Source organism: Friedmanniella luteola, assembly GCF_900105065.1.
Lineage (GTDB): Bacteria > Actinomycetota > Actinomycetes > Propionibacteriales > Propionibacteriaceae > Microlunatus > Microlunatus luteolus.
Genome location: NZ_LT629749.1, coordinates 2,449,261 through 2,475,392, shown reverse-complemented (window position 1 = coordinate 2,475,392; position 26,132 = coordinate 2,449,261). Strand labels below are relative to the sequence as shown.

General features: G+C 75.1%; 25 protein-coding genes. 12 read left to right on the top strand and 13 right to left on the bottom strand.

What is annotated here, in order from left to right; all coding sequences use genetic code 11:
• Window positions 1–163 precede the first annotated feature (163 nt).
• Window positions 164–1,027, bottom strand: a complete 864-nt coding sequence (locus BLT72_RS11670; RefSeq protein WP_231929996.1) for a phytanoyl-CoA dioxygenase family protein — start codon at window positions 1,025–1,027, stop codon at window positions 164–166.
• Window positions 1,028–1,099: 72 nt separating this feature from the next.
• Between BLT72_RS11670 and BLT72_RS11665 the strand changes: the two genes are divergently transcribed.
• The 3 genes from BLT72_RS11665 to BLT72_RS11655 all read left to right on the top strand — a co-directional run bounded on the left by BLT72_RS11665 (window position 1,100) and on the right by BLT72_RS11655 (window position 4,511).
• Complete coding sequence (locus tag BLT72_RS11665; RefSeq protein WP_231929995.1) at window positions 1,100–2,368, top strand: alpha-L-fucosidase; 1,269 nt, start codon at window positions 1,100–1,102, stop codon at window positions 2,366–2,368.
• 184 nt (window positions 2,369–2,552) lie between these two features.
• Window positions 2,553–3,689: a hypothetical protein gene (locus BLT72_RS11660; protein WP_091413051.1), complete on the top strand. Its 1,137-nt coding sequence runs from the start codon at window positions 2,553–2,555 to the stop codon at window positions 3,687–3,689.
• 93 nt (window positions 3,690–3,782) lie between these two features.
• Complete coding sequence (locus BLT72_RS11655; protein WP_091413050.1) at window positions 3,783–4,511, top strand: SDR family oxidoreductase; 729 nt, start codon at window positions 3,783–3,785, stop codon at window positions 4,509–4,511.
• Here the strand turns inward: BLT72_RS11655 and BLT72_RS11650 are convergent.
• The 5 genes from BLT72_RS11650 to BLT72_RS11640 are packed head-to-tail and all read right to left on the bottom strand — an operon-like array spanning window position 4,496 to window position 8,350.
• A complete protein-coding gene (locus BLT72_RS11650; RefSeq protein ID WP_091413049.1) occupies window positions 4,496–6,094 on the bottom strand; it encodes an MFS transporter in 1,599 nt (532 codons plus the stop codon). The genes BLT72_RS11655 and BLT72_RS11650 overlap by 16 nt on opposite strands.
• Window positions 6,095–6,128: 34 nt before the next feature.
• Complete coding sequence (locus BLT72_RS22240; RefSeq protein WP_157720456.1) at window positions 6,129–6,863, bottom strand: polysaccharide deacetylase family protein; 735 nt, start codon at window positions 6,861–6,863, stop codon at window positions 6,129–6,131.
• Entirely contained in the window at window positions 6,860–7,087 is a 228-nt protein-coding gene (locus tag BLT72_RS22235) for a hypothetical protein (protein ID WP_157720454.1), read from the bottom strand. The genes BLT72_RS22240 and BLT72_RS22235 overlap by 4 nt, the downstream gene beginning before the upstream one ends.
• Before the next feature lie 48 nt (window positions 7,088–7,135).
• Window positions 7,136–7,654 (bottom strand): hypothetical protein, encoded by a 519-nt coding sequence (locus tag BLT72_RS22230; RefSeq protein ID WP_157720452.1) that lies wholly within the window; start codon window positions 7,652–7,654, stop codon window positions 7,136–7,138.
• Between the two features lie 48 nt (window positions 7,655–7,702).
• Entirely contained in the window at window positions 7,703–8,350 is a 648-nt protein-coding gene (locus BLT72_RS11640; RefSeq protein ID WP_091413048.1) for an ACT domain-containing protein, read from the bottom strand.
• An 86-nt stretch (window positions 8,351–8,436) separates the two neighbouring features.
• Between BLT72_RS11640 and BLT72_RS11635 the strand changes: the two genes are divergently transcribed.
• Entirely contained in the window at window positions 8,437–9,615 is a 1,179-nt protein-coding gene (locus BLT72_RS11635) for a DUF1015 family protein (RefSeq protein WP_091417253.1), read from the top strand.
• Window positions 9,616–9,619: 4 nt separating this feature from the next.
• On the opposite strand, the gene BLT72_RS11630 is transcribed toward BLT72_RS11635, so the two are convergent.
• Together BLT72_RS11630 and BLT72_RS11625 are read right to left on the bottom strand one after the other, a co-directional pair.
• Window positions 9,620–10,249, bottom strand: a complete 630-nt coding sequence (locus BLT72_RS11630; protein ID WP_091413047.1) for a DUF4865 family protein — start codon at window positions 10,247–10,249, stop codon at window positions 9,620–9,622.
• Window positions 10,246–10,890: a TetR/AcrR family transcriptional regulator gene (locus tag BLT72_RS11625; protein WP_231929994.1), complete on the bottom strand. Its 645-nt coding sequence runs from the start codon at window positions 10,888–10,890 to the stop codon at window positions 10,246–10,248. Before BLT72_RS11625 ends, BLT72_RS11630 begins: the two co-directional genes overlap by 4 nt.
• Window positions 10,891–11,098: 208 nt before the next feature.
• Between BLT72_RS11625 and gatC the strand changes: the two genes are divergently transcribed.
• Genes gatC through gatB form a run of 3 tightly spaced genes read left to right on the top strand, consistent with a single transcriptional unit; the run spans window position 11,099 to window position 14,441 of the window.
• Window positions 11,099–11,395 (top strand): Asp-tRNA(Asn)/Glu-tRNA(Gln) amidotransferase subunit GatC, encoded by a 297-nt coding sequence (gatC, locus tag BLT72_RS11620; protein WP_091413046.1) that lies wholly within the window; start codon window positions 11,099–11,101, stop codon window positions 11,393–11,395.
• The gene (gene gatA, locus BLT72_RS11615; RefSeq protein ID WP_091413045.1) at window positions 11,392–12,951 is read left to right on the top strand and encodes an Asp-tRNA(Asn)/Glu-tRNA(Gln) amidotransferase subunit GatA; all 1,560 of its coding nucleotides are present in this window, start codon (window positions 11,392–11,394) and stop codon (window positions 12,949–12,951) included. The genes gatC and gatA overlap by 4 nt, the downstream gene beginning before the upstream one ends.
• Window positions 12,948–14,441 carry an Asp-tRNA(Asn)/Glu-tRNA(Gln) amidotransferase subunit GatB gene (gene gatB, locus BLT72_RS11610; protein ID WP_091413044.1) on the top strand — a complete coding sequence of 498 codons (1,494 nt, stop codon included), beginning with the start codon at window positions 12,948–12,950 and terminating at the stop codon, window positions 14,439–14,441. The genes gatA and gatB overlap by 4 nt, the downstream gene beginning before the upstream one ends.
• A gap of 99 nt (window positions 14,442–14,540) precedes the next feature.
• Here the strand turns inward: gatB and BLT72_RS11605 are convergent, their stop codons facing one another.
• From BLT72_RS11605 to BLT72_RS11585, 5 genes are all read right to left on the bottom strand, one after another.
• Window positions 14,541–16,409 (bottom strand): S9 family peptidase, encoded by a 1,869-nt coding sequence (locus BLT72_RS11605; protein ID WP_091413043.1) that lies wholly within the window; start codon window positions 16,407–16,409, stop codon window positions 14,541–14,543.
• An 11-nt stretch (window positions 16,410–16,420) separates the two neighbouring features.
• A complete protein-coding gene (locus BLT72_RS11600; protein WP_091413042.1) occupies window positions 16,421–18,205 on the bottom strand; it encodes an N-acetylglutaminylglutamine amidotransferase in 1,785 nt (594 codons plus the stop codon).
• A gap of 165 nt (window positions 18,206–18,370) precedes the next feature.
• Entirely contained in the window at window positions 18,371–20,917 is a 2,547-nt protein-coding gene (locus BLT72_RS11595; protein ID WP_091413041.1) for a carboxylate--amine ligase/circularly permuted type 2 ATP-grasp protein, read from the bottom strand.
• A 261-nt stretch (window positions 20,918–21,178) separates the two neighbouring features.
• Complete coding sequence (locus BLT72_RS11590; RefSeq protein WP_091413040.1) at window positions 21,179–21,394, bottom strand: hypothetical protein; 216 nt, start codon at window positions 21,392–21,394, stop codon at window positions 21,179–21,181.
• 85 nt (window positions 21,395–21,479) lie between these two features.
• Window positions 21,480–22,136, bottom strand: a complete 657-nt coding sequence (locus BLT72_RS11585; protein ID WP_197677005.1) for a TIGR03085 family metal-binding protein — start codon at window positions 22,134–22,136, stop codon at window positions 21,480–21,482.
• Window positions 22,137–22,272: 136 nt separating this feature from the next.
• Here BLT72_RS11585 and hisI point away from each other — a divergent pair, with 136 nt between their 5' ends.
• Genes hisI through trpC form a run of 5 tightly spaced genes read left to right on the top strand, consistent with a single transcriptional unit; the run spans window position 22,273 to window position 25,991 of the window.
• Window positions 22,273–22,695: a phosphoribosyl-AMP cyclohydrolase gene (gene hisI / locus BLT72_RS11580; RefSeq protein ID WP_091417245.1), complete on the top strand. Its 423-nt coding sequence runs from the start codon at window positions 22,273–22,275 to the stop codon at window positions 22,693–22,695.
• Complete coding sequence (locus BLT72_RS11575; protein WP_091413038.1) at window positions 22,692–24,266, top strand: anthranilate synthase component I; 1,575 nt, start codon at window positions 22,692–22,694, stop codon at window positions 24,264–24,266. Before hisI ends, BLT72_RS11575 begins: the two co-directional genes overlap by 4 nt.
• Window positions 24,263–24,910, top strand: a complete 648-nt coding sequence (locus tag BLT72_RS11570; protein WP_091413037.1) for a Trp biosynthesis-associated membrane protein — start codon at window positions 24,263–24,265, stop codon at window positions 24,908–24,910. Before BLT72_RS11575 ends, BLT72_RS11570 begins: the two co-directional genes overlap by 4 nt.
• Before the next feature lie 34 nt (window positions 24,911–24,944).
• Window positions 24,945–25,175: an HGxxPAAW family protein gene (locus tag BLT72_RS11565; RefSeq protein ID WP_091413036.1), complete on the top strand. Its 231-nt coding sequence runs from the start codon at window positions 24,945–24,947 to the stop codon at window positions 25,173–25,175.
• A 12-nt stretch (window positions 25,176–25,187) separates the two neighbouring features.
• Window positions 25,188–25,991 (top strand): indole-3-glycerol phosphate synthase TrpC, encoded by an 804-nt coding sequence (trpC, locus tag BLT72_RS11560; protein ID WP_091413035.1) that lies wholly within the window; start codon window positions 25,188–25,190, stop codon window positions 25,989–25,991.
• Window positions 25,992–26,132 lie beyond the last annotated feature (141 nt).

Genomic DNA, 26,132 nt, shown 5'->3' with positions numbered 1-26,132 from the left:
GGTCGCGGAGGCGAAGGCGGCCAAGGCCGCCAGGGCGAAGGCGGCCCGGGCGGCGAAGGCGGCCGCCACGAAGGCCGCGAAGGCGGCGGCTGCCGGCCAGCCCGAGGCCCGGACGGTCGACGCCGCCCCCGCGGAGGGGACGGCGTCGGCCTAGCACGGGCGCTCAGGGCTCGCCCATCACCAGCCCTTCGATCGTGTGCTTCTGGGTGATCGGGGTCAGCTGGTCCACCACGGGGCAGCGCAGGTGGTCCCGGACCCGCTGCGGGAGCGCAGCGTGGTAGTCGCGGGTGACGGCGAGGTCGTGGTGCTCGGCGTTGCCCGCCCCCGGGGCGTCGAGGCCCAGCACCAGCACCGGCCGGGACAGCTGCGAGCGGTTCTCCGTGCCCCGGTGGATGGTGAGGGCGGAGCGGACCGACAGGTCACCCCTCTGCGGGTACTTCCGGACGGCCCGCTCGGCGTAGCGGGGATACATCGACTTCGGCGGGAACATGCCGTGGTCGAACTCCTCCGACCAGTCCCACTGCGTGCCCGGTGCGATCTCGAACGGTCCCATGTCCTCGGTGGTGTCTACCGCGGTCAGGTTGAAGGCCAGCGAGGTCAGCCGCCCCTCGGTGCGGGTCTGGTCGGGCATCGGGAAGTCCCGGTGCCAGGGCTGGTTCATGGCGCCCGCGAACGGGATGTCGAAGCCCACCTCGACGATCTCGTACTCCGGACCCAGCACCGCCGTGGCCACCGAGCGGACCCACGGGTGGTCCACCAGGTCCACGAACCCGCGCAGCTGCTCCGGGTGGATCTCCACGTAGTAGCGGTTCGGCCCGCGGCCCACCGCCCCGTTCTCCCGGCTCCGCGCCTCGGCGAAGGCGGTCTCGATGTCCTCGCCCATCTGCGCGGCCCAGTCGCGGCTGAACGCGCCCTTGAGGGCCGCGATCCCGTCGGTGTAGAGCGCCTCGACCACGGCTGCGGTCTCGGGATCGGTCCCGGGTGGCACCGGCGGCGCGCCGCTCGGACGCATCTCGGTGAGCGTCATCGTCCCCTCCTGTCGTCGTCGACCTGATGTCGTCAACCTAACCCGGCGCCGGGGGCCGCTACCGTGAGGGCGGTGGACGAGCTCAGACCGAGTGCGGCCCAGCTGGCCTGGCAGCAGCTCGAGCTGGGGATGTTCGTGCACGTGGGCGTCAACACCTTCGCCGGGTGCGAGTGGTCGGACGGCACCCTGCCGGCGGCCAGCTTCGCCCCGAGCGACCTCGACGCGGGCCAGTGGGTGGCGGTGGCGCAGGAGATGGGCGCCCGCTACCTGGTGCTGACGGCCAAGCACCACGACGGGTTCTGCCTGTGGCCGACGGCGACGACCGACTACTCCGTGGCCTCGTCGCCCTGGCGGGCCGGCCGCGGGGACCTGGTGGGTGAGGTGGCCGACGCCTGCCGGGCCGCCGGGCTGGCCTTCGGCGTCTACCTCTCACCCTGGGACCGGCACGAGCCCCGCTACGCCGACCCCGCCGCCTACGACGCCTTCTACACGGCCCAGCTGCGCGAGCTGTGCACGCGGTACGGGCGCCTCGGCGAGATCTGGTTCGACGGCGCCGGCTCGGCCGGCCGGGTCTACGCCTGGGACGCGATCATGGCCGTGGTCGAGGAGACCCAGCCCGACGCCATGGTCTTCAACATGGGCCGGCCGACGATCCGCTGGGTGGGCAACGAGGACGGGCTGGCCGGTGACCCCGTGCACTACGTCACCGACCGCACCGAGCTCAACAGCTACGACGACGACGTCACCGGGCTGGCCCGGCCCCGCTACCTGCCGCCGGAGTGCGACGTCTCCCTGCGCCGGGGCTGGTTCTGGGCGGCCGACGACGAGCCGAAGTCCCTCGACCACCTGCTCGCCGTCCACTACCGCTCGGTCGGCCGCGGGACGAACCTGCTGCTGAACGTGCCGCCGGACACCCGGGGCCGCGTGCCGGACGCCGACGTCGCACGCCTGCGGGCCTGGCGTGCGGAGCTCGACCGGCGCTTCGGCCGCCCCGTGACGGCCACGCTGGAGCTGGTGACCGAGGACGGCGACCGGCGCACCTGGCGGGGACGGCTGCCGGGCGAGGTCTCGCTGGACCACCTGCGGCTGCGCGAGGACTACCGCGAGGGTCAGCGCGTCGAGCGGCACGTGGTGCGCCACCGGAGCGCGGTGCTGGCCGAGGGCCGGACCGTCGGGCAGCAGCGGGTGCACGCCGTGCCGGCCGTCAGCGCGGCCGTGCTGGAGGTGGAGACGGTGGGCGCCGGGGCCCGGCTGCTGGCCCTCGAGGTGTTCGACACCGGCGGGGCGACCGTCCCGGAGCCGGGGTACCGGGCCAGCACCGACGAGCCGGAACGGCGGTGACCGCGCGGCGCGGAGGACGCTGCGGACCAGCGGTCTGACGCGCCCTGACCTCGCCCAGCCGGACGCGGCGGAGGGCGGGGCCCACCCGCTGCGGCGACGCAGCAGCCGGGAGCCTCGCTGCGTCGCCGAGCACGGGAAGCCCCGACCGCTGGCCCCGGTCCGGGTCGCGGTCCATGCTGAGCGCGTGGAGGGTGGTCCCGAGCAGTTCGACAGCGGCCCGTCGCGCGTCCCCGGGCGGCTGGTCGGGGTCGTCGTGCTGGCGGTGCTGGTGGTGGTCGCGCTGGTCGTCCTCGACCAGCGCAGGCTCGACCGCTCGCTGCCCCCGCCACCCCCGCCGACCGGTCCCGCCACCCCGCGCGGGCGGGCGGCGCCCGCGGTCAGCACGACGCCGAGGCCGTCCCTGGCCGCCTCCGTCACGACGGCCCGGGGCTCAGGACCGCTGGCGGCGGGCGTGCCGGCGGGGCGGCTGTACGCCCGGGGCCGGGACGTCCTCTACGCGATCGACGCCGCCACCGGCACGGTGGTCCGCACCCGCGGGGTCGAGCTGGGGTCCACCGGACCGGTGTCGCTGGTCGCCACCCGCCGGGGCGTGCTGCTGCGCCCGTTCGACACCGTGCCCGGGCTCCGCGTCGACGACGGACGAGCGCCGGTCCCGCTCGCGGGCGCCCTCGCGAGCGCGGACGAGGTGCTGCCCGGGCCGGACGGGCGGCTGTGGGCCCTCGACGTCGACGGGCCGGAGTCCCGGGCGCGCCTGGTCGACGACCGCGGCCGGCCGGCCGGCCCCCGCACGCGGACGAGCGGCTCCTTCCTCGGGGACGGCGCCGGCGGCCTGCTGCTCCAGGACGTGGGCGGGGTGTGGCAGGTGCACCCGGGTCCGGTCCGCCGGCTGACGACCGGCGCGGTCACGGCGGCGGGGCCCACCACCCTCCTGCTGCACGAGTGCGACGCGCGGCACCGCTGCGCCGACGTGCTCGTCGACCGCGGGAGCGGCCGGCGGGAACCCGTCGGCTCCGAGCGCCGCGGCGACCCCCCGTCCGGGACGACCGCCCCGGGCGGCGCGCACGCCGCCCTCACGGTGAGCGGCACCGACGGCGCGACCCGCACCGTCGTGCGCCGGCTGCCCGACGGGGAGGTCGTGCAGACCCTGACGGCGCCGACCGACCGGTTCGGGCTGCCCGGTTCGGCGGTCTGGATGTCCTCGCGCTGGCTGGCGGTCACGGCCGGCGCGCGGCTCTCGCTCTACGACACCGTGCGCGACGTCGCGGTGGTCCCTGACGTCGACCTCGACGCCGTCGACCAGCTCGCCTGGCGGCCCTCCTGAGCGCGGGCCCGGCTGCCCCTGGTCGACGGCGGCCGGGCGCCGGGGGTGCCATGCTGGCGGGGCAGGCGCGGGACGCAGCGACGAGGAGAGCTGATGACCGACTTCGACGGCCGGACGGTGCTGGTCACCGGTGCGAGCGGCGGGATCGGCGGCGAGACGGTCCGCCAGCTGGTGGCCGCCGGGGCCGCCGTGGTGGCCGCCGGCCGCTCCGAGGAGGCGCTGCAGGCGCTGGCCGCCGAGACCGGCGCCCGGCCGCTGCCCTTCGACCTGACGTCGGAGGACAGCGTGCGGGACGCCCTGGACGGGCTCGACGTCGACGGGGTGGTCAACTGCGGCGGGCACGGCGGGGAGATCGCGACCCCGATGGAAACCGACATCGCCGTCTTCGACCAGGTCGTCGCGGTCAACGCCCGGGGCGCGCTGCTGGTGACCAAGTACACCGCGCGCTCCATGATCCGCCTCGGCCGCGGCGGCGCCATCGTGAACGTCTCCAGCCAGGCCAGCCTGGTGGGTCTGCCCGGGCACATCTCCTACGGCTCGTCGAAGGCGGCCCTCGACAACATCACCCGGGTCTCGGCCCTGGAGCTGGGCCGGTACGGCATCCGCGTGAACAGCGTCAACCCGACGGTGGTGATGACGCCGATGTCGGCCTGGTACTGGGGCCGCGAGGACATCGAGGGGCCGTTCCTGCGGCAGATGCCGCTCGGCCGCTGGGCGACCGTCGAGGAGATCGCCGCCCCGATCGTGTTCCTGCTGTCCGACGGGGCGTCGATGATCACCGGGGTGTCGCTCCCGGTGGACGGCGGCTACTCCAGCCGTTGACCGGGCAGGTCGTCCCGCTCGCCCACGGCGTCGGGGGCCGTGGTGGCCAGCGGCACCTCGCGGACGAGCAGCAGCAGCACCGTGCTGGCCAGGACGACGGGCACCAGCAGCGCGAAGACCGGGGTGAGGGCGTCGTTGTAGGCCCCGGCGACCGCCGCCCGCACCGCCGGCGGGAGCCCGTCCGCCAGGGCGGGGGTGAGGCTGTCGGCGTCGACCCCGGCCCCGGCCGGCAGCCGGTCCGCCAGCAGGGCGCCGAGCCGCGCGGTGAACAGGGCGCCGACCAACGCCGAGCCCAGGCACACCCCGATCTCGCGGAAGAAGCTGTTGGTGGCGGTCGCGGTGCCGACGGCGGCGTCCGGTGCGGTGTTCTGCACCACCACGACCAGCACCTCCCACGCGCAGCCGATGCCCAGGCCCAGCAGCAGCAGGTAGGACCCGGCCAGGGGGAGCGGGGTGCCGGGGGTGAGCGTCGCGAGCAGGCCCAGGGCGGCGGCGACGGCGACCGTCCCCACCAGGGGCAGCAGCTTCGTGCGGCCCGTCCGCCGGACCAGCTGGGCGGCGCCGACGGTCGCCAGGGCCAGCCCGGCCACGAGCGTCAGCATCGCCATCCCCGCCGCGGTCGGGCCGAGCCCGGCGGCCATCTGCAGGTAGGTCGGCAGGTAGCCCAGCGTGCCGAACATGGCGACCGCCATCACCAGCCCGGCGAGGACGGCGGCGGTGAAGGTGCGGTCGGCGAACAGCCCGAGCGGGATCACCGGCTCGGCCGCCCGCCGCTCGACCAGCACGAAGACGCCGGTCGCCGCCACGGTCAGGGCCGCCAGCCCGAGCGCCGCCGGCGAGGCCCACGGCAGCCGGGTGCCGCCCCACGAGACGAGCAGCACCAGGGCGGTGACGGCGACGGCGAGCGTGGTCGTGCCGGCGACGTCCAGCTGGACGGGCTGGTCGCGGCGCGGCGGCTCGTGCCGCAGCAGCACGGCCACGGCCAGCACGGCCAGCCCGCCCAGCGGCAGGTTGACCCAGAAGGCCCAGCGCCAGCCGACGCCCTCGGTCAGCCAGCCGCCGACGACGGGCCCGGCCACGGCGCTCAGCGCGAACACCGCGCCGATGGCGCTCAGGTACGGCGCGCGGTCCCGGGCCGGGACGGTGTCGGCGACCACGGATTGCACGAGCACGATGAGCCCGCCGCCGCCCAGCCCCTGGACGGCGCGGGCGGCGATCAGGGTCCCCATGTCGGTGCTCAGCCCGCCCAGCACCGAGCCGGCCACGAAGACGAGCATCCCGGTGATCAGCACGGGCTTGCGGCCCAGCAGGTCGCTCAGCTTGCCGTAGACGGGCAGGGCCAGCGTGCCGGCGAGCATGTAGGCGGTGCCGACCCAGAGCATGTCCTGCACGCCCGAGAGCTCGCCCACCACCGTCGGCAGGGCGGTCGCGAAGACGGTCTGGTCCAGCTCGGAGAGCAGCAGGGCCAGGGCGAGGGCGGTGAACAGCAGCCAGAGCCGGGCCCGGGACGCCGACGGGTGGGCGCCCGCCGGGACGGCCGCGGTGGCGCCTGCGCCCGTCCGCTCCCCGGTCTCCGCGCTCACCCGGCCACCGTACGTGCGGGCCGGTGGGCGCCGGTCAGGCGTACGCCCGCAGCCCGAGCAGCCGGTCGACGGTCGTGAACCGGTAGCCGCGCGCCCGCAGCCGGTCGACCAGCGGACCCACGGCGGCGACGCTCGCGGCCCGGTTCCCGCCGCGTGCCTCGCGGCCGTCGTGCAGGATCAGCACCGACCCGGGCGCCGCCCGCCCGGCGGAGGCGGCGGCGATCCGGTCGGCCGACGGCTGCGCCACCTCGACCAGGCTGCCGAAGGTGCCGGACACCACCGACGATCCGGACCGGGCGACGCCGCGCAGCACCCAGGGCCAGTGGCAGAGCCAGGGGGGCCGGTAGAGCAGCGGGGTGACCCCGGCGACCGCCTGCAGGACCTGCTGGCCGCCCCGGATCTCCGCCTCCTGGCGGGGCTCGGTGAGGTAGCGGCCGAAGGAGTGGCTGAGGCTGTGGTTGCCCAGCACGTGGCCCTCGTCGACGACCCGGCGGGTGACCTCGGGGTGCCGCTCGGCGCAGCGGCCCACCTGGAAGAAGGTGCCGGGCACCTCGCGCTCACCCAGCAGGTCGAGCAGTCGGCCCGTCCACGGCTCGTTCGGCCCGTCGTCGAAGGTCAGGGCGACGAGGGGCTCGTCGGACGCGCCGTGGGAGGGGAAGGGCCCGAAGAGCTGGCTGTCGGAGCCGAAGCCGGCCCGGTAGAGCGCCGTCAGGGCGGCGACGGACGCGAGTGCGGAGGCCGCCCCGACGGCGGGGTGGACGCCGCTCACGAGCCGATGCCGAAGCCCCAGCTGCCGGTCATCGCGTGGTACACGTACCAACCGAGCAGGAACACCGCGGTCATCGCGCCCAGCAGGGCCAGCCCCACCCAGATGCGCATCCGGCGCTTCTGGCGGGTGGTGGGCACCTGGAGCGGTCCCCACTCGCCGAGCGTCGGCCGCACCCGCGGCGGCGTCGCCCCGTTGAGGTCGAGGTTGCTGAACAGCTTCGGCACGCGCCCACTGTAGTCGGGCCCCCCGGACCTGGCTCCCGGTCCGGAGCGCTACCGCGCCGCCCAGGGGCCGACGCCGCCGACCCCGTAGGCCACCAGCCCGAACCGGAGCACCCGGCCGGCCAGCACGACGACGGCGAACCACAGGACCCGCATCCGGGTCGCCCCCGCGAGCAGGGCGACGGCGTAGAGCGGGGGCACCCCGACGACGGCGGCGACGAAGGTGATGGGCAGCCCCCACCGCTTCTGCCCGACCAGGGCCAGCAGGGTCTGCAGGACCTCGCGCAACCAGGTGCGGGTGGGGCCCAGCTGGCGGCCGCGCAGGACGGCTCGCCGGTGCCGGACGCCCGGCAGGTTCTTGCCGCGCCGGACCCCGTAGAACAGCAGCACCTTGCCGATGGTCTGGCCCGCCGCGATCCCCAGCGCCACCGGCACCGGGTCGATCGAGTGCGAGACCTGGGAGGTGAAGACGTAGGCCTCCGCGTTGGCCACCGGGATGATCGCCGACAGCACCCCGAAACCGACGGTCGCGAGCATGGTGAGCAGGTCGGCCCACCCCGTCGCGGTCATCGTGCGACGGTACCGGACCGGTCCCGGCCGCGGTCAGCGGAGGCCCGGCTACTTCACCAGGGCGGCGAGGTGGTGCAGGCGGGCGATCTCGGACTCCAGGAACGCCGGCCCGCCGAGCCGGCCGATCGCGATCGCGCGGTCCCGGGTCAGGGGCGTGACCACCAGCGTGGTGTCGCCCCAGCCCGGGCTCCAGCCGGAGGGCAGGTCGACGCGGTGCGTGCTGTCGAACGGCCCGAACGTCGCCGCCACGGCCGGGGTGAGATCGGGCGCGAGGGTGGTGGAGTAGACCGGTCGGGCACCGGCGCCGTCGACCTCCAGCAGGGTCGCCCAGTGCGAGCGGAACACCACCGGGCACAACGAGACCAGGGTCTCGGCGGCGTGCACCGGGTCGGCGGTCATCCGCTCCAGGGCCTCGAGGTCGCTCTGCAGACCGCCGCCCTCGGGGTAGCGGGAGATCCACTCGACCTTGACGCCCTCCAGGGCCTGGCAGGCGGTGATGATGTTCTCGGGCAGGGCGCCCGGCGGCAGGTCGACGATGAAGTCGTCGACGACGAAGCCGTTGTCGCCCTTCTCGACGATCTCGACGGCGTTGATGTCCCCGCCGACGCCGCCCATCGCCGTGGCCACCGCGCCCAGGGAGCCGGGACGGTCGGGCAGGCGCACGCGCATGAGGAACACGGCCTCATCTTCGTCCATCGGGGTTACCGCGGCATGACGCAGGCGTTCCGACACGGCACCCGTCCCGCCCGCTGGACACCCGCGGTCCTGCCACCATGGTCGCCGTGCCCCGCTTCCGCCCCTTCCGCGCCCTCCGCTACGCCGTCGACGACCTGGCCACGGTGACGGCGCCGCCCTACGACGTGCTGAGCGAGGCGGAGGTCCGCGCGCTGGCGGCGAGCTCCGAGCACAACGTGGTGCACGTGGACGTGCCCCTGGACGGGGCGGACCGCTACCGCCGGGCCGCCGCGCGGCTGCAGGCCTGGCGCGACGGCGGGGTGCTGGTCCAGGACGCGGAGCCCTCCTTCACCCTCTACCGGCTCCGCTTCACCGACGCGACCGGCGCCGAGCGCGACCTCGTCGGGGTGCTCGGAGGCCTCGAGGTGGTCGACGAGGGGGCGGGCGGGGTGCTGCCGCACGAGCGGACCACGCCCAAGGCGTCCACCGACCGGCTGGACCTGACCCGGGCCACCCGGGCCAACCTGTCCCCGGTGTGGGGGCTGTCGCTGGCGCCCGGGCTGACCGCGCTGCTGCGCGCGCCGGGGGAGGTGCTGGGCAGCGTCGTCGACGGCGGGGTGGAGCACGTCGTCGAGCGGGTCACCGACCCGGAGCGCGTCGCGGCCATCGCGGCCGCCGTCGGCGCCGACGACGTGCTGATCGCCGACGGCCACCACCGCTACGCCATCAGCCGCACCTACCGCGACGAGGTGCGCGCGGCCACGGGCGGCGACGCCGGGGCGGCGGAGGAGACGCTGGCCTTCGTCGGCGAGCTGGTGCCCGAGCAGCTGAGCGTCGCCGCCATCCACCGGCTGTACTCCGGCGTCGACGCCCCGACGCTGCGGGCGGCGCTGGCCCGCCGCTTCGAGCTCACGCCCGCCGACCGACCGGGGGCCGGCACGCTGGCCGCGATGGCCGAGGAGGGCTTCCTCACCCTTGTCGAGCCCGACGCCACGTGGCGGCTGACGGCCCGGCCGGGCGCCTTCGACGGCGTCCGGGCCCTGGACGGCGGGTGGCTGGAGACCGCCCTCGCCGACCAGCCGGTCGCCGTGACGTACCAGCACGGTCTCGACGCGGCCGTCGCCGCCGTCACCTCCGGCCGGGCGGCGGCCGCCGTGCTGATCCGGCCGGTCAGCGTCGCCGAGATCGAGCGGACCGCCCGCGAGGGGCTGCTGATGCCGCCCAAGTCGACGTTCTTCACACCCAAGCTGAAGACCGGGTTCGTCGTCCGGCCGCTGGCGGACTGAGGCCTCAGCGGCTCTGCGGCACCACCGGGGGCGGCGCCAGACGGGTGGAGACCGCCGTCGGGAGCCGGTCGTGCTCGGGAGTGGAGAGGTGCAGCACCTCGAACGTCGTCGCGTCCTCGGACGGGTCGTCGGGCCGGGCCGCGTGCAGGGTGAAGGTGACGAGCTCCCAGGTGCGGGGGTCCACGCCGTAGGCGCCCAGCAGGGTGCCCGGCCGCCCGACCGCGGAGCGCAGCCCGGCGTCGGCCTCCGCGGCGGCCACCACGACGTCGGTGTCGTCCCCGAGGCGCCGGGTGGTCCGGACGGCGTACCGGGCGCCCGCCAGGCCGCCGGCGGCGCGGTGGCTGGTCCCGCCCACCCAGGTCTGCACCACCGGCCGCCCGAAGTCGCGGACGATGGCGGTGAAGCCGACCCCGGACCACAGGAACGAGGCGGCTCCTGCGGCGTCGCTCCAGAGGTAGAAGGGGGCGTACTGGTTGACCGGTGAGCCGTCGACGCCTCTCTCGCGGACCAGGAAGGCCTTGAGCCCCAAGCCCGGGTAGCGGTCGAGGACGTGCCCGGTGCGGGCCACCCGGTCGCGGATGACGCCCATGTCGTAGTCGGCGGGCAGGGTGATCTGGTACTGCATCGCGATCATGCGTGGCTCCCCGGGTTCGCGGTGTCGGGTCGGTGGGTAGGGGGTTCGAGGCCTGCGGGCATGTCCGGGTCGTCCCGGGGTCGGACCAGGCCGCGCAGCAGGGCGAGGACGCCGCGGACGGCGGCCGTGGAGCGCTGCTCCTCCTGCTCGGCGCGGGCGAGCACGTAGCCGCCCTGGAGCGTCGCGAGGACGGCGCTGGCCACCTCGTCGGCCGGGACCGCGTCGTCGAGCTCGCCGCGCGCCTGCCCGGTGGCGACGACCTCGGCCAGGGTCTGACGGATCCAGCGCAGGGTCTCCGCGACGGGACGGCGCAGCTCCTCGGTCGAGCAGACCTCGGGGTCCTGCGTCAGGCGGCCGATGCGGCAGCCCCGGAGGACGTCCCGGTCGCGGAGCAGGAACCGTTCGAGCCGCAGGTAGGCGTGGCCGTCGGGGAGGAGGGTGGCGCGGGCCGCGGCCCGCAGGACCTCGGCGTTGGCCTCGATCGCGGCGACGGCCAGGTCCTGCTTGCCGCGGAAGTGGTGGTAGAGGCTGCCCTGGCCGACCCCGCTGCGCCGCAGGACGGCCGACGGGCTCGTTCCGACGTAGCCCCGCTCCCACAGCAGGTCCGCCATCGCGGCGACCAGGCGTTCGCGTGCGTCCACGGGTAGGCGTCCTCCGGCTGGTGCGAGCGCCGTCGGGCGCCCGCTCGGCGGCCCGCTCGGCAGCCCGATCGGTCAGGCGTGACCATACCTACTGGTAGGTACGCCGTCAACGGCCAGCGGAGCGCGGCAGAGCGGGGCGGGGACCGGGGGGCCTGCGGACCTAGGATGAGCGGGCACTGCACACGAGGGACGAGGAGAACTGACCGAGGTGGCACTCACACCGAACGACGTGGCCGACCTGGCCCGGCTGGCCCGGATCGAGCTGACCGACGACGAGCTGGAGCTGCTCGCGCCGCAGCTGGACGTGATCCTGGAGTCGGTGGCCCACGTCGCCGACGTCGCGGCCGACGACATCCCGCCCACGTCCCACGCCCTGCCGCTGACGAACGTCTTCCGGCCCGACGTCGTCCGGCCGTCGCTGCCGCGCGAGGACGTGCTGGCCGGGGCCCCCGCCGCCGAGCAGGACCGTTTCCGCGTCCCCCGGATCCTGGGGGAGGAGGGGTGAGCACCTCGTCGACCGACACCCTGCACGCGACGGCCGTCGAGCTGGCCGACCGGATCGCGACCGGTCAGCAGAGCGCCGTCGAGATCGCCCGGGCCCACCTCGAGCGGATCGAGGCCGTCGAGCCGAGCGTCCACGCCTTCCTGCACGTCGACGGCGCACGCGCCCTCGAGGCGGCGGCCGCCGTGGACGCCAAGCGCGGCCGCGGCGAGGCCCTCGGCCCGCTGGCCGGCGTGCCGCTGGCGCTCAAGGACGTCCTCACCATGACGGGCGCGCCCACCACCTGCGGCTCCCGGATCCTCCAGGGCTGGCACCCGCCGTACAACGCGACGGTGACCCAGCGGCTGCTCGACGCCGACCTCGTGATCCTCGGCAAGACCAACCTCGACGAGTTCGCGATGGGCTCCTCGACCGAGAACTCCGCCTACGGACCCACCCACAACCCGTGGGACCTGGACCGGATCCCGGGTGGCTCCGGCGGCGGCTCGGCCGCGGCGCTGGCCGCCTTCGAGGCCCCGCTGTCCATCGGCACCGACACCGGCGGCTCCATCCGCCAGCCGGCCTCGGTCACCGGCACGGTCGGGGTGAAGCCGACCTACGGCGGCACCTCGCGCTACGGCCTGGTCGCGCTGGCCTCCAGCCTGGACCAGCCCGGCCCCTGCGCCCGGACGGTGCTGGACGCGGCCCTGCTGCACCAGGTGATCGCCGGCCACGACCCGCGCGACTCCACCTCGATCGACGCCCCCGTCCCCGACGTGGTCAGCGCCGCCCGCTCCGGTGACGTCGCCGGGATGCGGATCGGCGTGGTCAAGGAGCTCAGCGGCGAGGGCTACGCGCCCGGCGTCGAGCAGCGGTTCCACGAGTCGGTCCAGCTGCTGTCCTCGCTCGGGGCCGAGATCGTCGAGGTCTCCTGCCCCCACTTCGTCTACGCGCTGCCGGCCTACTACCTGATCCTGCCCAGCGAGGCGTCGTCGAACCTGGCGAAGTTCGACGCCATGCGGTTCGGCCTGCGCGTCGGTGACGACGGCCGCCTGGACGCCGAGCAGGTGATGGGCGCGACGCGGCAGGCCGGCTTCGGGCCCGAGGTGAAGCGCCGCATCATCATCGGCACCTACGCGCTGTCCAGCGGCTACTACGACGCGTACTACGGACAGGCGCAGAAGGTCCGCACCCTGATCAGCCGCGACTTCGAGGCCGCGTTCGCGCAGACGGACGTGCTGATCTCCCCCTCCACCCCGACGACCGCCTTCAGGCTGGGCGAGAAGGTCGACGACCCGCTGGCCATGTACATGAACGACCTCTGCACCATCCCGTCCAACCTCGCCGGCAACGCGAGCGCCTCGTTCCCCGTGGGCCTGGCCCCCCAGGACGGGCTGCCCGTCGGCCTGCAGGTGATGGCCCCGCCGCTGGCCGACGACCGCCTCTACCGGGTCGGCGCCGCGCTGGAGCGGGCGCTGACCGCGCAGTGGGGCGGGCCCCTGCTCGCGCAGATCCCCCCGCTCCCCGTCACCTCCGCTGAGCCCGTCGAGGGGCGCGTCGTCGCGGGGGCGCTCCGATGAGCGCCCCGGTGATGGCCTACGACGAGGCGATGGCGACCTACGACCCCGTCCTGGGGCTCGAGGTGCACGTCGAGCTCAACACGGCGTCGAAGATGTTCTGCGGCTGCTCGACGGAGTTCGGCGCCGAGCCGAACACCCAGACCTGCGAGGTCTGCCTCGGCCTGCCGGGCTCGCTGCCGGTGGTGAACGCCACGGCGATCGAGTCGGCGATCCGGATCGGTCTGGCGCTCAACTGCTCCATCGCGGAGTGGTGCCGGTTCGCGCGGAAGAACTACTTCTACCCCGACCAGCCGAAGAACTACCAGATCTCCCAGTACGACGAGCCGATCGCCCACGACGGCTTCGCCGAGGTCGAGGTGGACGGCAAGACGTACCGGATCGAGATCGAGCGCGCGCACATGGAGGAGGACACCGGGAAGTCGCTGCACGTCGGCGGGGCCACCGGCCGCATCCACGGCGCCGACTACTCGCTGCTCGACTACAACCGCTCGGGCGTGCCGCTGATCGAGATCGTCACCAAGCCGATCGAGGGCGCCGGCGCCAAGGCGCCGGAGGTGGCGCGGGCCTACGTGGCCATGCTCCGCGACCTGCTGCGCGCGCTCGGCGTGTCCGACGTCCGGATGGAGCAGGGCTCGCTGCGCTGCGACGCCAACGTCTCCCTGCGGCCGTCCCCGGACGCCCCGCTGGGCACCCGGACCGAGACCAAGAACGTCAACTCGCTCCGCAGCGTCGAGCGGGCGGTCCGCTACGAGATCACCCGGCAGGCCGCGCTGCTCAGCGACGGCGGCCGGGTCAAGCAGGAGACCCGGCACTGGCAGGAGGGCTCGGGGACCACGTCGCCGGGCCGGTCGAAGGAGCAGGCGGAGGAGTACCGCTACTTCCCCGACCCCGACCTGGTCCCGGTGGCCCCCTCGCGGGCCTGGGTCGAGGAGCTGCGCGGCACGCTGCCCGAGCCGCCGGCTCTGCGGCTGAAGCGGATGAGCGCCGAGTGGGGCTACTCCGACCTCGAGCTGCGCGACGTCGTCAACGCCGGCGCGCTGAACGTCATCGAGGCGACGGTCGCGGCCGGGGCGTCGCCGCAGTCCGCCCGCAAGTGGTGGCTGACCGAGCTGGCCCGGCGCGCCAACGAGCTGGGCCTCGAGCTGGAGGAGACCGGGGTGACGCCCGCGCAGGTGGCGGAGATCCAGGCCCTCGTGGAGGCCGGCACGATCAACGACAAGCTCGCCCGCCAGGTCTTCGACGGCGTCATCGCCGGTGAGGGCACCCCGGCCGAGGTGGTCGAGTCCCGCGGGCTCGCGGTCGTCTCCGACGAGGGCGCCCTGGGCGCGGCCGTCGACGCCGCGATCGAGGCGAACCCCGGCGTCGCCGACAAGGTCCGCTCCGGCAAGGTGCAGGCCGCTGGCGCCCTGATCGGTGCCGTGATGAAGCAGATGCAGGGCAAGGCCGAGCCGAACCGGGTCCGCGAGCTCATCCTGGAGCGCCTGGGCTGATCGACTGCGCGCTCCAGCAGGTCCACCGAGCTCCCGGACCTGCTGGAGCGCGCTCGCGACGGGCCTGCGCCCGGTCAGGGTGACCGGCGACGAGACGCGTCAGCGGACGCCCAGCACCTCCACGAGGAAGCCGAGCAGTCGCTCGTCGAGCAGCTTCCGGGAGTCGGCCCGCCGGTACTCGTGGCCCTCGCCGTCCAGCTGCAGGTACTCGACCGGCCGGTCCAGGGCCCGCAGGGCGGCGACGACCTGCGTCGCCTCGCCGAGGGGCACGTTGGTGTCCAGCTCCCCGTGCACCACCAGCAGCGGGACGGTGATGTTGGCCGCGGCGTGCAGCGGGGAGAGCGCGCGCAGCAGGGTGCGGTCGTGCTCGGGGTGCCCGTACTTGGTGACGGCGGCGGCCGCGATCCACGGCTCGGTGTCGCGGTAGAAGGTGTGCAGGTCCGACATGCCGCAGATGTCGACGCCGGCGGTGAAGACGCCGGGCGAGAAGGCCAGCATGGCCAGGGTCAGGTAGCCGCCGTAGCTGCGGCCGGCGACGGCGATCCGCCCGGGGTCGGCGACGTCGGTCGCCAGCAGGTGGTCCCGGCACGCGAGCACGTCGTCGAACGCGTCGCGGCGGCCGTGCACGTCGTCGGCGTGCACGAAGGCGCGGCCGAAGCCCGACGAGCCGCGGATGTTGGGCGCGAAGACCGCGATGCCGGCGGCGACCACCGCCTGGTGCTGCGGGTTGAAGGTCGGCCGCTCCTGCGCCTCGGGCCCGCCGTGCAGGCTCAGCACGGCCGGACCCGGGCCACGCTGCCCCGGCACCCGGTACAGCCAGCCGGTCAGCGGCAGGCCGTCGCGGCCCACGAGGTGCTCCAGGCTCGGCTCGACCAGCACGACGTCCGGCAGGGCGGGCACGTCGGTCACCCGTGACCACCGCAGCGTGGCCACGTCGACGCTCCACAGCTCCCGCGGCCGCCGGGGGCCCTCGACCGCCAGCAGGACCAGCGACCCGTCGCGGCTCAGCAGTGCCCCGCTGACGACGGACCCGGGGAGCCCCGGCACCGGGCGCAGCTCCTGGGCCCGGGTGTCGTAGAGCTGCAGCTCACTGGTCCCGGCCACGTTCCAGACCAGCAGCAGGAGGCGGCCGGCGTCGTCGGCGTCGAGGCCCTCGAGCTCGGCGTCCTCACGCGGCGCCAGCACGCCGGCCTGACCGCGCCAGCCGCGCTCGCCGAGCGGGACGGCGACCACCTGGCGGCGGGGGAGACCGGCGTCGGTGGCGACGTAGGCCACCAGGCCGGTCCCGCCGTCACCCTCGCCGGCCGGCGCGGGGCGGATGATCGCCCGGTCGGTCGAGCCGGTGGCCGGGTAGGGCAGCAGGGGGTGGTCCTCGTCGGCGTCCCGGTCGACGACGACGCAGAACTGCCGGCCCCGCTGGCCGTCCTTGAGGACGACGTGCTCCTGGTCGACGCTGAGGTCGAGGACGCTGATCAGCTCACCCGTGGCGAGCGCCGTCAGCACGCCGGTCGCCGGGTCGGCCAGGTAGCAGGTGGTCGGCTCGCCGGCCTCCTCGGCCGGCATCGTCACCACCACCCGGTGACCGCTGCGGGTCCACGGGCCCAGCTCGGCGTGCTGCGCGCGCGAGCCGGCCAGCAGCCGGGCCCCGCTGCCGTCGGGCCGGACCACCCAGACCTGGGTGCGGACGCCGCCGTCGGTCGCCGCGCAGACCGCCAGCCAGGCGCCGTCCGCCGACCAGCTGACGGCGACGACCGGGTCCTCCGAGACGTGCAGCCGGACCGGGGCCGGGGCGGCGCCGTCGACGGGCAGGTCGTGCACCCAGACGCACGGGGTGCCGCTGCGGTCGGAGACGAAGGCGATCCGGCGGCAGTCGGGGTCCACCGTCGGACCCCAGCTGCCCCAGGCGTCGACGAGGGCGTCAGCCAGGTCCACGGCCGCCGTCGGCGCCGTCCGGGTCCCGGCCGGCACCGTCCCCGGCCTCAACCGACACCGTGCTTCTGCAGCCACATCTCCAGCAGCGCCAGCTGCCAGAGGGCGTTGGAGCCGAGCGTGGTCCGGGTGCGGTTCGGGTCGGCCAGCAGGGAGCGGACCAGCTCGTCGTCGAACAGCCCGCGGCGGCGCGCCGCCGGGTCCGTGAGCGCGTCGCGCACCCGCTCCAGGTAGGGCCCGTCCAGCTGCCGGATGGCCGGCACCGGGAAGTAGCCCTTGGTGCGGTCGATGACCTCGTCCGGGACGACGCCCCGGCTGGCCCGCTTGAGCACGCCCTTGCCGCCGTCGGCCAGCTTGAGCTCCGGTGGGATCCGGCCGGCCAGCTCGACCAGCTCGTGGTCCAGGAACGGCACCCGCGCCTCCAGTCCCCAGGCCATCGTCATGTTGTCGACCCGCTTGACCGGGTCGTCCACCAGCATGACGGTCGTGTCGTTGCGCAGGGCCGCGTCGACCGAGGTGTCGGCGCCCGGCCGGCCGAAGCGCTCGGCGACGAACGCGGTCGGGGCGTCGTGGTCCAGCCGCCACTCCGGGTTCAGCACGGCGGCCATCGCGTCCCAGCGCCGGTCGAAGAACACCCCGGAGTAGGCCTCCACCGCCTGGTCCCGCGGCACCTGCGCGAGCGGCGGGTACCAGTCGTAGCCACCCAGCACCTCGTCGGCGCCCTGGCCCGACTGCACCACCTTGACGCTCCGGCTGACGTCCTCGCTGAGCAGGTAGAAGGCCACGCAGTCGTGGCTGACCATCGGCTCGCTCATCGCCTCGACGGTGGCGTCGATGCCGGGCAGCAGGCGCGAGCTGTCGATCTTGATCCGGTGGTGGTCCGTGCCGAACCGCTCCGCCACCAGCGTCGAGTACTCGAACTCGTCGCCGGACTCACCGCCCGCGGAGTCGAAACCGATGCTGAACGTCTTCAGCCCCGTCTGGCCCATCTCGGCCAGCAGCGCGACGACCAGGGAGGAGTCGATGCCCCCGGACAGCAGCACCCCGACCGGCACGTCGGAGACCATCCGCCGGTCCACGGCGACGCGGAGGCTCTCCAGCAGGGCGTCCTGCCAGTCCTGCTCGGTCCAGTCGGCGCGGTCCGGGTCGCGGCCGAAGGTGGGCTCCCAGTACAGCCGGTCGGTGGAGCTGCCGTCCGGCTCGACCACCCGGAGCGTCGCCGGCGGCAGCTTCCTGACCCCGGTGAGGATGGTCCGCGGCGCCGGGACGACGCTGTGGAAGGTCAGGTAGTGGGCCAGCGCCTCGCGGTCGATCGAGGTGTCGGTGCCGCCGCCGGCCACCAGCGCCGGCAGGGTGGAGGCGAACCGCAGCCGCTCGGGCGTCTGGTCGAGGTAGAGCGGCTTGATGCCCAGCCGGTCACGGCCGAGCACCAGCCGGCCGCTGCGGTGCTCGTAGATCGCGAAGGCGAACATGCCGAGGAAGTGGTCGACGCAGTCGAGCCCCCAGTGGGCGTAGGCCTTGCCGATCACCTCGGTGTCCGAGGTGGAGAAGAAGCGCAGGCCGTGGCCCTCCAGCTCGGCGCGCAGCTGCCGGTAGTTGTAGATGCAGCCGTTGAACACCAGCGTGAGGCCGAGGTCGGGGTCGACCATCGGCTGCGAGCCGGCGACGCTGAGGTCGATGATCGAGAGCCGGCGGTGGGCCAGCGCCACCGGACCGTGCGCCCAGATGCCGTCGCCGTCCGGTCCGCGGTGCTGCAGGCAGCCGCTCAGCCGCGCGCAGGCCGCGACGTCGGCGCTGCGACCGTCGAACCGCATCTCACCAGCCAGTCCGCACATGTCTCTCCCTCGCGCTCGGTCGGGCCCTCGAGGTGCCCTCTACCTCCTCGCCCGTGACGACGAAGAGCGTGTCGCCACGGCGTGGTCGTCCAGAGGCCACCCGGGCCCGAGCTACCCGACGCTCGGGAGGATTGTGCCTCGCGCTCGCTCGGGAGGGGAGCGCCATCACCGGCTGCTCCCGTTCGCTGCCGTCGAGTCGGGCGCCACGATCCAGGTGTCCTTGGCCCCGCCGCCGCGGGAGCTGTTGACGACCAGGCTGCCCTCGGGCGCCACCCGGGTGAGCGCGATCCCGGCGAGCGTCGTGTCGTCACGACCGGTCCCGGTCAGGTGGACGAAGGCCCGGAGGTCGACGTGCCGGGGCTCGAGGGAGCCGCCCTCCAGGGTCGGGTGGGACGACAGCTGGACGACCTCCTGCGCGACCCAGCCCGCCGGGTCGGCGGCGATCTGCGCCCGGCGCTCCGCCACCGACGACGCCGCGGCGTCCGGCCCGATCAGCACGCCCTGGCCGCCGTGGCCGTCGACGGGCTTGGTGACCAGCTCGCCCACCCGGTCCAGCACGATCCGGTACTCGGCCTCGTCGCTGGTCCGGTAGGTCGGCACCGACTCCAGGGTCGGGTGCTCGTCCAGGTAGTAGGCGATCAGCTCGGGCACGTAGCAGTACATCGCCTTGTCGTCCGCGACGCCGTTGCCGGGCGCGTTCGCCAGCCGGAGCCGGCCGGCCACCGCGACCTCGAACAGCTGGGCCCCCACGGGCCGGCCGTCGCCGTCGACGAGGTCGACCAGCTCGCCGTCCAGCCGCAGGTAGAGGCTGTCGACCGCCACCCCGCTCGGACGGTGCCGGACGCGGGCGTCGACCACCTCCAGGTCGGCGGCCCCGCAGAGCAGCAGGCCGGCCTCCTCGGCCAGCACCCGGTGCTCGAACCAGGCCGGGCTGCCCGGACCGCTGGACAGCAGCGCGGCCGTGCCGTCGGGGCGGCCGGCCAGCAGGGTGGCGCGCAGGCCGGCGAGGGCCTGGCGCGGGTCGACGAGCCCGGCCGGCCGCGGCAGGTCGGGCAGCACGGCGTCCACCAGCTCGCGGACGGCCAGCGCGTAGGCCGCGCCGCTCGGGTTGCGCAGGTTGTCCTCGAGCACCCGCCAGCCGCCGAACTCGTTGCGGACCAGGTCGAACCCGGTGATGGGTGCGTGGACGGTGCCGGGCGGCAGCCGCCGGGCCTCGGTCCGCCAGCCCGGGGAGCCCTCGACCAGCGACCGGTCCAGCACCCCGTCGGCGATGATCCGCTGCTCGCCGTAGACGTCCCGCAGGAAGGCCTCGACCGCACGGGCGCGCTGCCCGAGACCTTCGGCCAGCGCCTCCCACTCGTGGGGGTTGATCAGCCGGGGGACGAGGTCGACGGCGAACCGCTGCTGCTCGCCGCCGACCCCGAAGGTCAGCCCGCGGGCGTCGACCCAGGCGTCGCGGTCCGCGGTCAGCTGCTCGAGCCGCTCCGGTGGCTGGGCCCGGAAGTGGTCGAGGACGTCCCGGTAGGCGGCCCGTGGCTGCAGGCCGGGTCCGACGGCCTCGTCGCCGGCGCGCGCCCGGTAGCGGGGGAGGGCCGCGACGGCGGGCTCGGGACCCGACGCCGGACCCTGCGTCTCGGCCACGACCAGCGCGGCGACGTCGCTCAGCCGGCCGCGCTCGGCGAAGGCGGCTCGTTGACGGTCCGCGCTGTTCCCGCGGGCGAGCGCGGTCTCCGCCAGCTCGTGCACCTCGTCCCAGTCGCCCAGCTCCTCCAGCTGGGGCCGCAGCCGGTGCACCAGCGAGCGGACGACCTCCCGGGCCGGGTGCGGCTGGGGGTGCCGGAGGTGGTCCAGCAGCTCCCCGCTGAGCCCCCCGCGGGCCGCCCGCCACACCGACGCGCGGTGCAGCGGCGCGGGCACGGGGGCGAACGGCCGGCAGTTCGCGATGTCGGTCTCCGCGGCCCGGACGGCGGCACGGAACAGCCCGGCGATGAGGATGGCGTCGTCCACCACGGGGGTGGCGTCGCAGACCCGCAGCTCCAGCGTGGGCGCGTGCGAGGACGGCCGGACGTCGAAGTAGGCCATCTTGGCGTCGGCGATGACGCCCGTGCTGATGAGGTCCGCGAGCAGGTCGTCGTACTCGGCGGCCGAGCCCAGGTAGCCGGTCGCGCCCGCGCTGGGCCAGCGCTGCCAGATGATCGAGCGGATCGAGGAGTAGCCGGTGTCCTGCTCGTTCCAGTAGGGCGAGCTGGCCGACAGCGCCAGCAGCACCGGCAGGTCGGGGGCGACCCGCTGCATGATCTGCACGGCCAGGTCGCGGTTGCTCACGCCGACGTGGATCTGCAGCCCGCAGATCAGCTGCTCGTCCACCAGCAGCCGGTACTGCTCCTGCATCCGGCCGTAGCGGCCCGACGCCGTCAGCTCGAAGTCGGCGAAGGCGGCGCTCGGGGCCGTGCCGACGGCGGCGATCCCGATCCCCTCCGCGGCCGCCACCTCGACCAGGCCGCGGCGCAGCCGCAGCAGCTCGTCGCGCAGGCCGCCGAGGGTGTCCACCACCGCGGTGTTGGTCTCCACCGTCGTGCGCTGGATCTCGGCGGAGTAGTGCTCAGCGGGCAGACGGCTCAGCAGCTGGGGGGCTCGGGCCGACAGCTTCCAGCTCTCCAGGTCGATCAGGTGCAGCTCTTCCTCGGCACCCAGCGTCAGTTCCGCGCTCATCCTGCGTCAACCTAGCGACGCCGTGTTACAGCGAGTTGTCTGTCCTCGCTCCGCTCGGACGCGGATCGGGCTACAACCCCTGCCGACGTCGTCGCCCGATCCGTGTGGCCCGGTCGTCCACAGATCGGAGCGAGAAGGACAGGCGGTCGTGCACCCCGTGCCCGGAGCCTGTCGAGGGGCGCCCTTCGACCAGCACAGGGGGCGAAGGGCTCGCGTCGACCGGGGGTGCGTGCCGGGCCGTCCGCGGGTCGGGGGACGCGCCTACGGGCGAGGACCGGCAGGCGGCTTGCGCAGGCCGGCCACCACCAGCACCAGGCCGACGACGGCGACGACCAGGCCGATCCAGAACCAGCGCACCGCCCCGGTCATGAAGCTGCCCGGGACGTAGCCGAGGCCCTGACCGATCCACAGCAGGCCGAGCAGCAGCGCCAGGACGCCGACGACGACGCTGCTCAGCCGGGACGTCGACGACCTCATGGTGCTCCTGGGGCTCGGGGGACCGCGCCGCTCCGGCGTGGTGCGGCCAGCGTAGGCGGCCGACCCAGGCGGGCCCGGCCGGCGCTCAGACGTGGAAGTCGGCCCCGCCGAGCTCGGCGACGGCGTCCGGCTCGCCGACCAGCTTGACCTCGGCGACGGCCGTCCGGCCGTGGGCGTAGACCATCAGCTCGCTCGGCTGGCCGACCAGCGTCACGGTGCGCGCGCCGCCGGTGGCCCGGATCGTCTCCGGCTCGCCGTCGGCCTCGGCGCTGCCGAGCCGCTCCAGCACCACCCCGACGGGTGCGCGGCGGAACCAGGCACGCGCCAGCAGCTTCAGCCGGCGCCACATCCACTCCTCGACGTCGGGCGCCAGCACCCGGGAGGGCTGCGGTGCGTCGCCGGCGCGGCGGACGTCCTCGTGGTGCACGAAGTACTCGGTCGTGTTGGCGCCCTCGTCCACCCCGGGGATGGCGAAGACCGAGAGCCGGGCCGGGCCCTTGCGGATCCGGTCCACCAGCTCGGGGAACTCCCAGCGCTGCCGCACCTCGGCCATCCGCCGCTCGAGCAGCCCGGAGAGCGGCCGGGCCACCATCCCGGTGACGCCGACGGGGTCGGTCTCGCGGATCCAGAGGTGCACGGTCAGGGCGTGGGCGTCCCAGCCCTCGCACAGCGTGGGCGCGTCGGGCCCGACCTGGTCGAGCAGGTCGCACAGCGCCGAGCGCTCGTCCTTGGCGAAGGTCACGAGCGACCATGCTAGACCTGCCCACCTGGCGAGGTCGGAGCTCCGGGAGCCGCTGAACGCGTTCGCGCCCCGCCGCGGCGCTGTGGACAATGGGCGCGTGCCCACCCCGCCCGACCACCGCTCACCCGACCCCCTCCTGCCGGTCTCCGACCTCGACCCGGCCGTGGCCGCCCTGCTGCGCCGCGACGCCGCCGGCCTGGTGCCCGCCGTGGTCCAGGACGAGCAGAGCCGCGCCGTGCTGATGGTGGGCTGGATGGACGACGAGGCGCTGCACCGCACCCTGACCACCGGCCGCTCGACGTTCTGGTCCCGCAGCCGGGGCGAGTACTGGGTCAAGGGGGAGTCCAGCGGGCACCGGCAGTGGGTCCGGGACGTGCGCCTGGACTGCGACGGCGACACCCTGCTGGTCACGGTCATCCAGGAGGGCCCGGCCTGCCACACCGGCGACACCACCTGCTTCGACGCGCGGGTGCTGCCCGCCGTCCTCGGTGAGCCCTCCGGCGCCCTGGCCCAGCAGCCGCTCTCGGTGAGCGGTGCGCGGACGGTGACCGGCGCATGATCGTCACCCCCGACCTCGAGGGCTTCCGCGCGCAGGGTGCCGAGCGCCGCGTCGTCCCCGTGCACGCCCGGGTGCTGGCCGACGGCGAGACCGCCGTCGGCCTGTACGCCAAGCTCTCCCGCAACCGGCCCGGCAGCTACCTGCTGGAGTCGGCCGAGCAGGGCGTCTGGTCCCGCTACTCCTTCGTCGGCGTCAGCTCCGTGGCCACGTTGACCGAGCGCGACGGGGAGGCGGTCTGGACCGGGCACGCCCCGGCCGGCCTGCCCACGGGTGGGGACCCGCTCGACGCGCTGCGCGAGACCCTGCGGCTGCTGCACACCCCGGCGGCCGGAGCCGACCAGGGGGGCGGGGTGCTGCCGCCCTTCACCTCCGGCCTGGTCGGCTACCTCGGCTACGACGCCGTCCGCCGGGTGGAGCACCTGCCCGACAGCAACCCCCGCGACCTGGACATCCCCGAGCTGGGCTTCCTGCTGGTCGCCGACCTCGCGGTGCTCGACCACCACACCGGCCAGGTCTGGCTGGTCGCCAACGCGATCAACTTCGACGGCTCGGACGAGCGGGTCGACGAGGCCCACGCCGACGCCGTCGCCCGGGTGGAGGCGATGGCCGCCCGCCTGGCCGAGCCGACGCCGTCCTCGGCGGTCGACGTCCGGTTCGACCACCTGCTGCCGGTGCGCCGGCAGCGCAGCCCGGAGGCGTTCCAGTCCGCCGTCCGGTCCGCGGTCGAGGAGATCAAGGCCGGCGAGGCCTTCCAGGTGGTGGTCAGCCAGCGCTTCGAGGTGGACACCACCGCCGACGCCCTGGACATCTACCGGGTGCTGCGGCTGACGAACCCGAGCCCGTACATGTACCTGGTGCGGCTGGAGGACGCGGACGGCCGGCCGTTCGACATCGTCGGCTCCAGCCCCGAGGCGCTGGTCACCGTCACGGGCCGGACCGCGGTCACGCACCCGATCGCGGGCTCCAAGCCGCGGGGCGCGACGCCGGCGGAGGACGCGGCCCTGGAGGCCGAGCTGCTGGCCGACCCGAAGGAGCGCGCCGAGCACGTGATGCTGGTGGACCTCGGCCGCAACGACCTCGGCCGGGTGTGCGACCCCGGCTCGGTGGAGGTCGTGGAGTTCATGGAGGTCCGCCGCTACAGCCACATCATGCACCTGGAGTCGACGGTGACCGGGCGGGTCGCGGAGGGCCGCACCGCCCTCGACGTCGTGCTGGCCGCCTTCCCCGCCGGCACCCTCTCGGGCGCCCCCAAGGTCCGGGCGATGGAGATCATCGACGGGCTGGAGGTGTCCCGGCGGGCGCTGTACGGCGGGGTCGTCGGCTACCTGGACTTCGCCGGCGACGCCGACGCGGCCATCGCCATCCGGACGGCGCTGCTCAAGGACGGCACGGCCTACGTGCAGGCCGGCGGGGGCATCGTCGCCGACTCCGACCCGCCCACCGAGGACCAGGAGTCGCAGAACAAGGCCGCGGCCGTCGTCCGGGCGATCTCGGTGGCGCAGACCTTCACCCCCCTCACCGGGTCCGTCGGCTCGACCGCCGCCGCCGTGCCCGCCGGCCCCACCGGATGAGCGACGACGCCCCTCGGCCCGGGACCCGGCTGCGCGGCCGCGCGCTGGTGCCGGGGCTGCTCGGCGGCGCCCTGACCCTGGTCACGGGCGCCCAGCCCTGGTGGCGCGCGACCGCTGAGGGCGTCGACGTGGCGTTCACCGGCACGGCGACGACGGCCGGGCTGGCGCAGGCGCTCGGGGTGGTCGCGCTGGCCGGCTGGCTGCTGGTGCTGGTGCTGCGCACCCGGGGCCGGCAGGTGGTGGGGGTGCTGCTCGCCCTGGCCGGGGTCGGCGCCGTGCTCGTCGGGTCGCTGGGCCTGCGGCCGAGCGACGCGGCCGTCCGGACCTCCGTGCGGCAGGTCAGCCTGGTCGAGCAGTACGGCCTCGTGGCCACCGGCTGGTCGTGGGCCTACGCCGCCGCCGGCGCCCTGGTGCTGGCCGGCGGCGTGCTCGTCGCCGTCACCGCCCCGCGCTGGCCGCAGCGCGCGGACCGCTTCACCCGGACGGCGGCCGTCGCCGCCGCCACCGCCGCCGAGGACGACCCGGCCGCGGTCTGGCGGGCGCAGGACGCGGGCCTGGACCCCACCACCACGCCGGGGTCGGTGGAGGCCACCGCCCCGGATGTGCGTCCAGAGGGCACGAGGGGACATGATGGGCGGGAGTGATCGGCCCCTCCCACCTCCCCCCGAATGAGGACGTATGGCAGAGAACACCGAGACCGGGTCCCGAGCCGAAGCCGGCCGGCAGGTCCACCACGGCCGGACGGCCGCTGCGTGGGCCGGCAGCCTGCTGGCGATGCTCGCCTTCATCCTCGGCGGCATCGCCGTGATGATGCAGAACTGGGTGCTGTTCGGGATCGCCGTCGCCGTCATCGTCGTCGCGCTCGTCGCCACCAAAGTCCTCCAGGTGCGCGGGCACGGCGCGCTGTGACGGGCTGAGCGGATGGGAGCCCTGGACGACATCCTCGCGGGGGTCCGTGAGGACCTGGCCCTGCGTCAGGAGCAGGTGCCGCTGCAGCTGCTCAAGGAGCGCGTGCAGCACGTCGACGACGCGCTCGACCCGATGCCCGTCCTCCGCGGACCCGGGGTCGCGGTGATCGCGGAGGTCAAGCGGGCCAGTCCCAGCAAGGGCGCGCTGGCCGAGATCGGCGACCCGGCCTGGCTGGCGGGGGAGTACGCCGCCGGCGGGGCCGCGGCCATCTCGGTGCTGACCGAGGGCCGACGCTTCTCCGGCTCGCTCGACGACCTCGTCCGGGTCCGGCGCGCGGTCGAGGTGCCGGTGCTGCGCAAGGACTTCATCGTCACCGCCTACCAGCTGTTCGAGGCCCGGGCCGCGGGGGCGGACCTGGTGCTGCTGATCGTGGCGGCGCTGACCGACGACGAGCTGATCTGCCTCGTGGAGCGGGCCGTGTCGATCGGGCTCACCCCGCTGGTCGAGGTGCACAGCCCGGAGGAGGTGTCCCGGGCCGTCGACGCCGGGGCCCGGATCATCGGCGTCAACGCCCGCAACCTGCAGACCCTCGAGGTCGACCCGACGACGTTCGCCCGCACCGCCCCGCTGATCCCCGACGGCATCGTCCGCGTCGCCGAGTCGGGGGTGCGCGGCCCGCACGACGTCATCGAGCTGGCCCGGTCCGGTGCCGACGTCGTCCTCGTGGGGGAGGCGCTGGTGACCGGGCGCGACCCGCGCACCGGGGTCGCCGACCTCGTCGCCGCCGGCGCCCACCCCGCCCTGCACAAGTCCTGACCCGCACCGCACCCGGCAGCGCCGGGTGCCCAGAGCCCCCGGACGCCGGTCCGCACGACCGGCGTCCGTCCGGCCCGAGAACACAGAAGGAAGCACCGTGACCACCTCAGCCGCCCCGCCCACCGCCAGCGACCCGGCCGA

What these genes read in the sequence shown, in the direction of transcription:
- BLT72_RS11670 (WP_231929996.1), bottom strand. Translation starts at nt 1,027, where the DNA reads ATGACGCTCACCGAGATGCGTCCGAGCGGCGCGCCGCCGGTGCCACCC.
- BLT72_RS11655 (WP_091413050.1), top strand. Translation starts at nt 3,783, where the DNA reads ATGACCGACTTCGACGGCCGGACGGTGCTGGTCACCGGTGCGAGCGGC.
- BLT72_RS22230 (WP_157720452.1), bottom strand. Translation starts at nt 7,654, where the DNA reads ATGACCGCGACGGGGTGGGCCGACCTGCTCACCATGCTCGCGACCGTC.
- BLT72_RS11640 (WP_091413048.1), bottom strand. Translation starts at nt 8,350, where the DNA reads ATGGACGAAGATGAGGCCGTGTTCCTCATGCGCGTGCGCCTGCCCGAC.
- BLT72_RS11630 (WP_091413047.1), bottom strand. Translation starts at nt 10,249, where the DNA reads ATGATCGCGATGCAGTACCAGATCACCCTGCCCGCCGACTACGACATG.
- gatB (WP_091413044.1), top strand. Translation starts at nt 12,948, where the DNA reads ATGAGCGCCCCGGTGATGGCCTACGACGAGGCGATGGCGACCTACGAC.
- BLT72_RS11600 (WP_091413042.1), bottom strand. Translation starts at nt 18,205, where the DNA reads ATGTGCGGACTGGCTGGTGAGATGCGGTTCGACGGTCGCAGCGCCGAC.
- BLT72_RS11595 (WP_091413041.1), bottom strand. Translation starts at nt 20,917, where the DNA reads ATGAGCGCGGAACTGACGCTGGGTGCCGAGGAAGAGCTGCACCTGATC.
- BLT72_RS11590 (WP_091413040.1), bottom strand. Translation starts at nt 21,394, where the DNA reads ATGAGGTCGTCGACGTCCCGGCTGAGCAGCGTCGTCGTCGGCGTCCTG.
- BLT72_RS11575 (WP_091413038.1), top strand. Translation starts at nt 22,692, where the DNA reads ATGATCGTCACCCCCGACCTCGAGGGCTTCCGCGCGCAGGGTGCCGAG.
- BLT72_RS11570 (WP_091413037.1), top strand. Translation starts at nt 24,263, where the DNA reads ATGAGCGACGACGCCCCTCGGCCCGGGACCCGGCTGCGCGGCCGCGCG.
- BLT72_RS11565 (WP_091413036.1), top strand. Translation starts at nt 24,945, where the DNA reads ATGGCAGAGAACACCGAGACCGGGTCCCGAGCCGAAGCCGGCCGGCAG.
- trpC (WP_091413035.1), top strand. Translation starts at nt 25,188, where the DNA reads ATGGGAGCCCTGGACGACATCCTCGCGGGGGTCCGTGAGGACCTGGCC.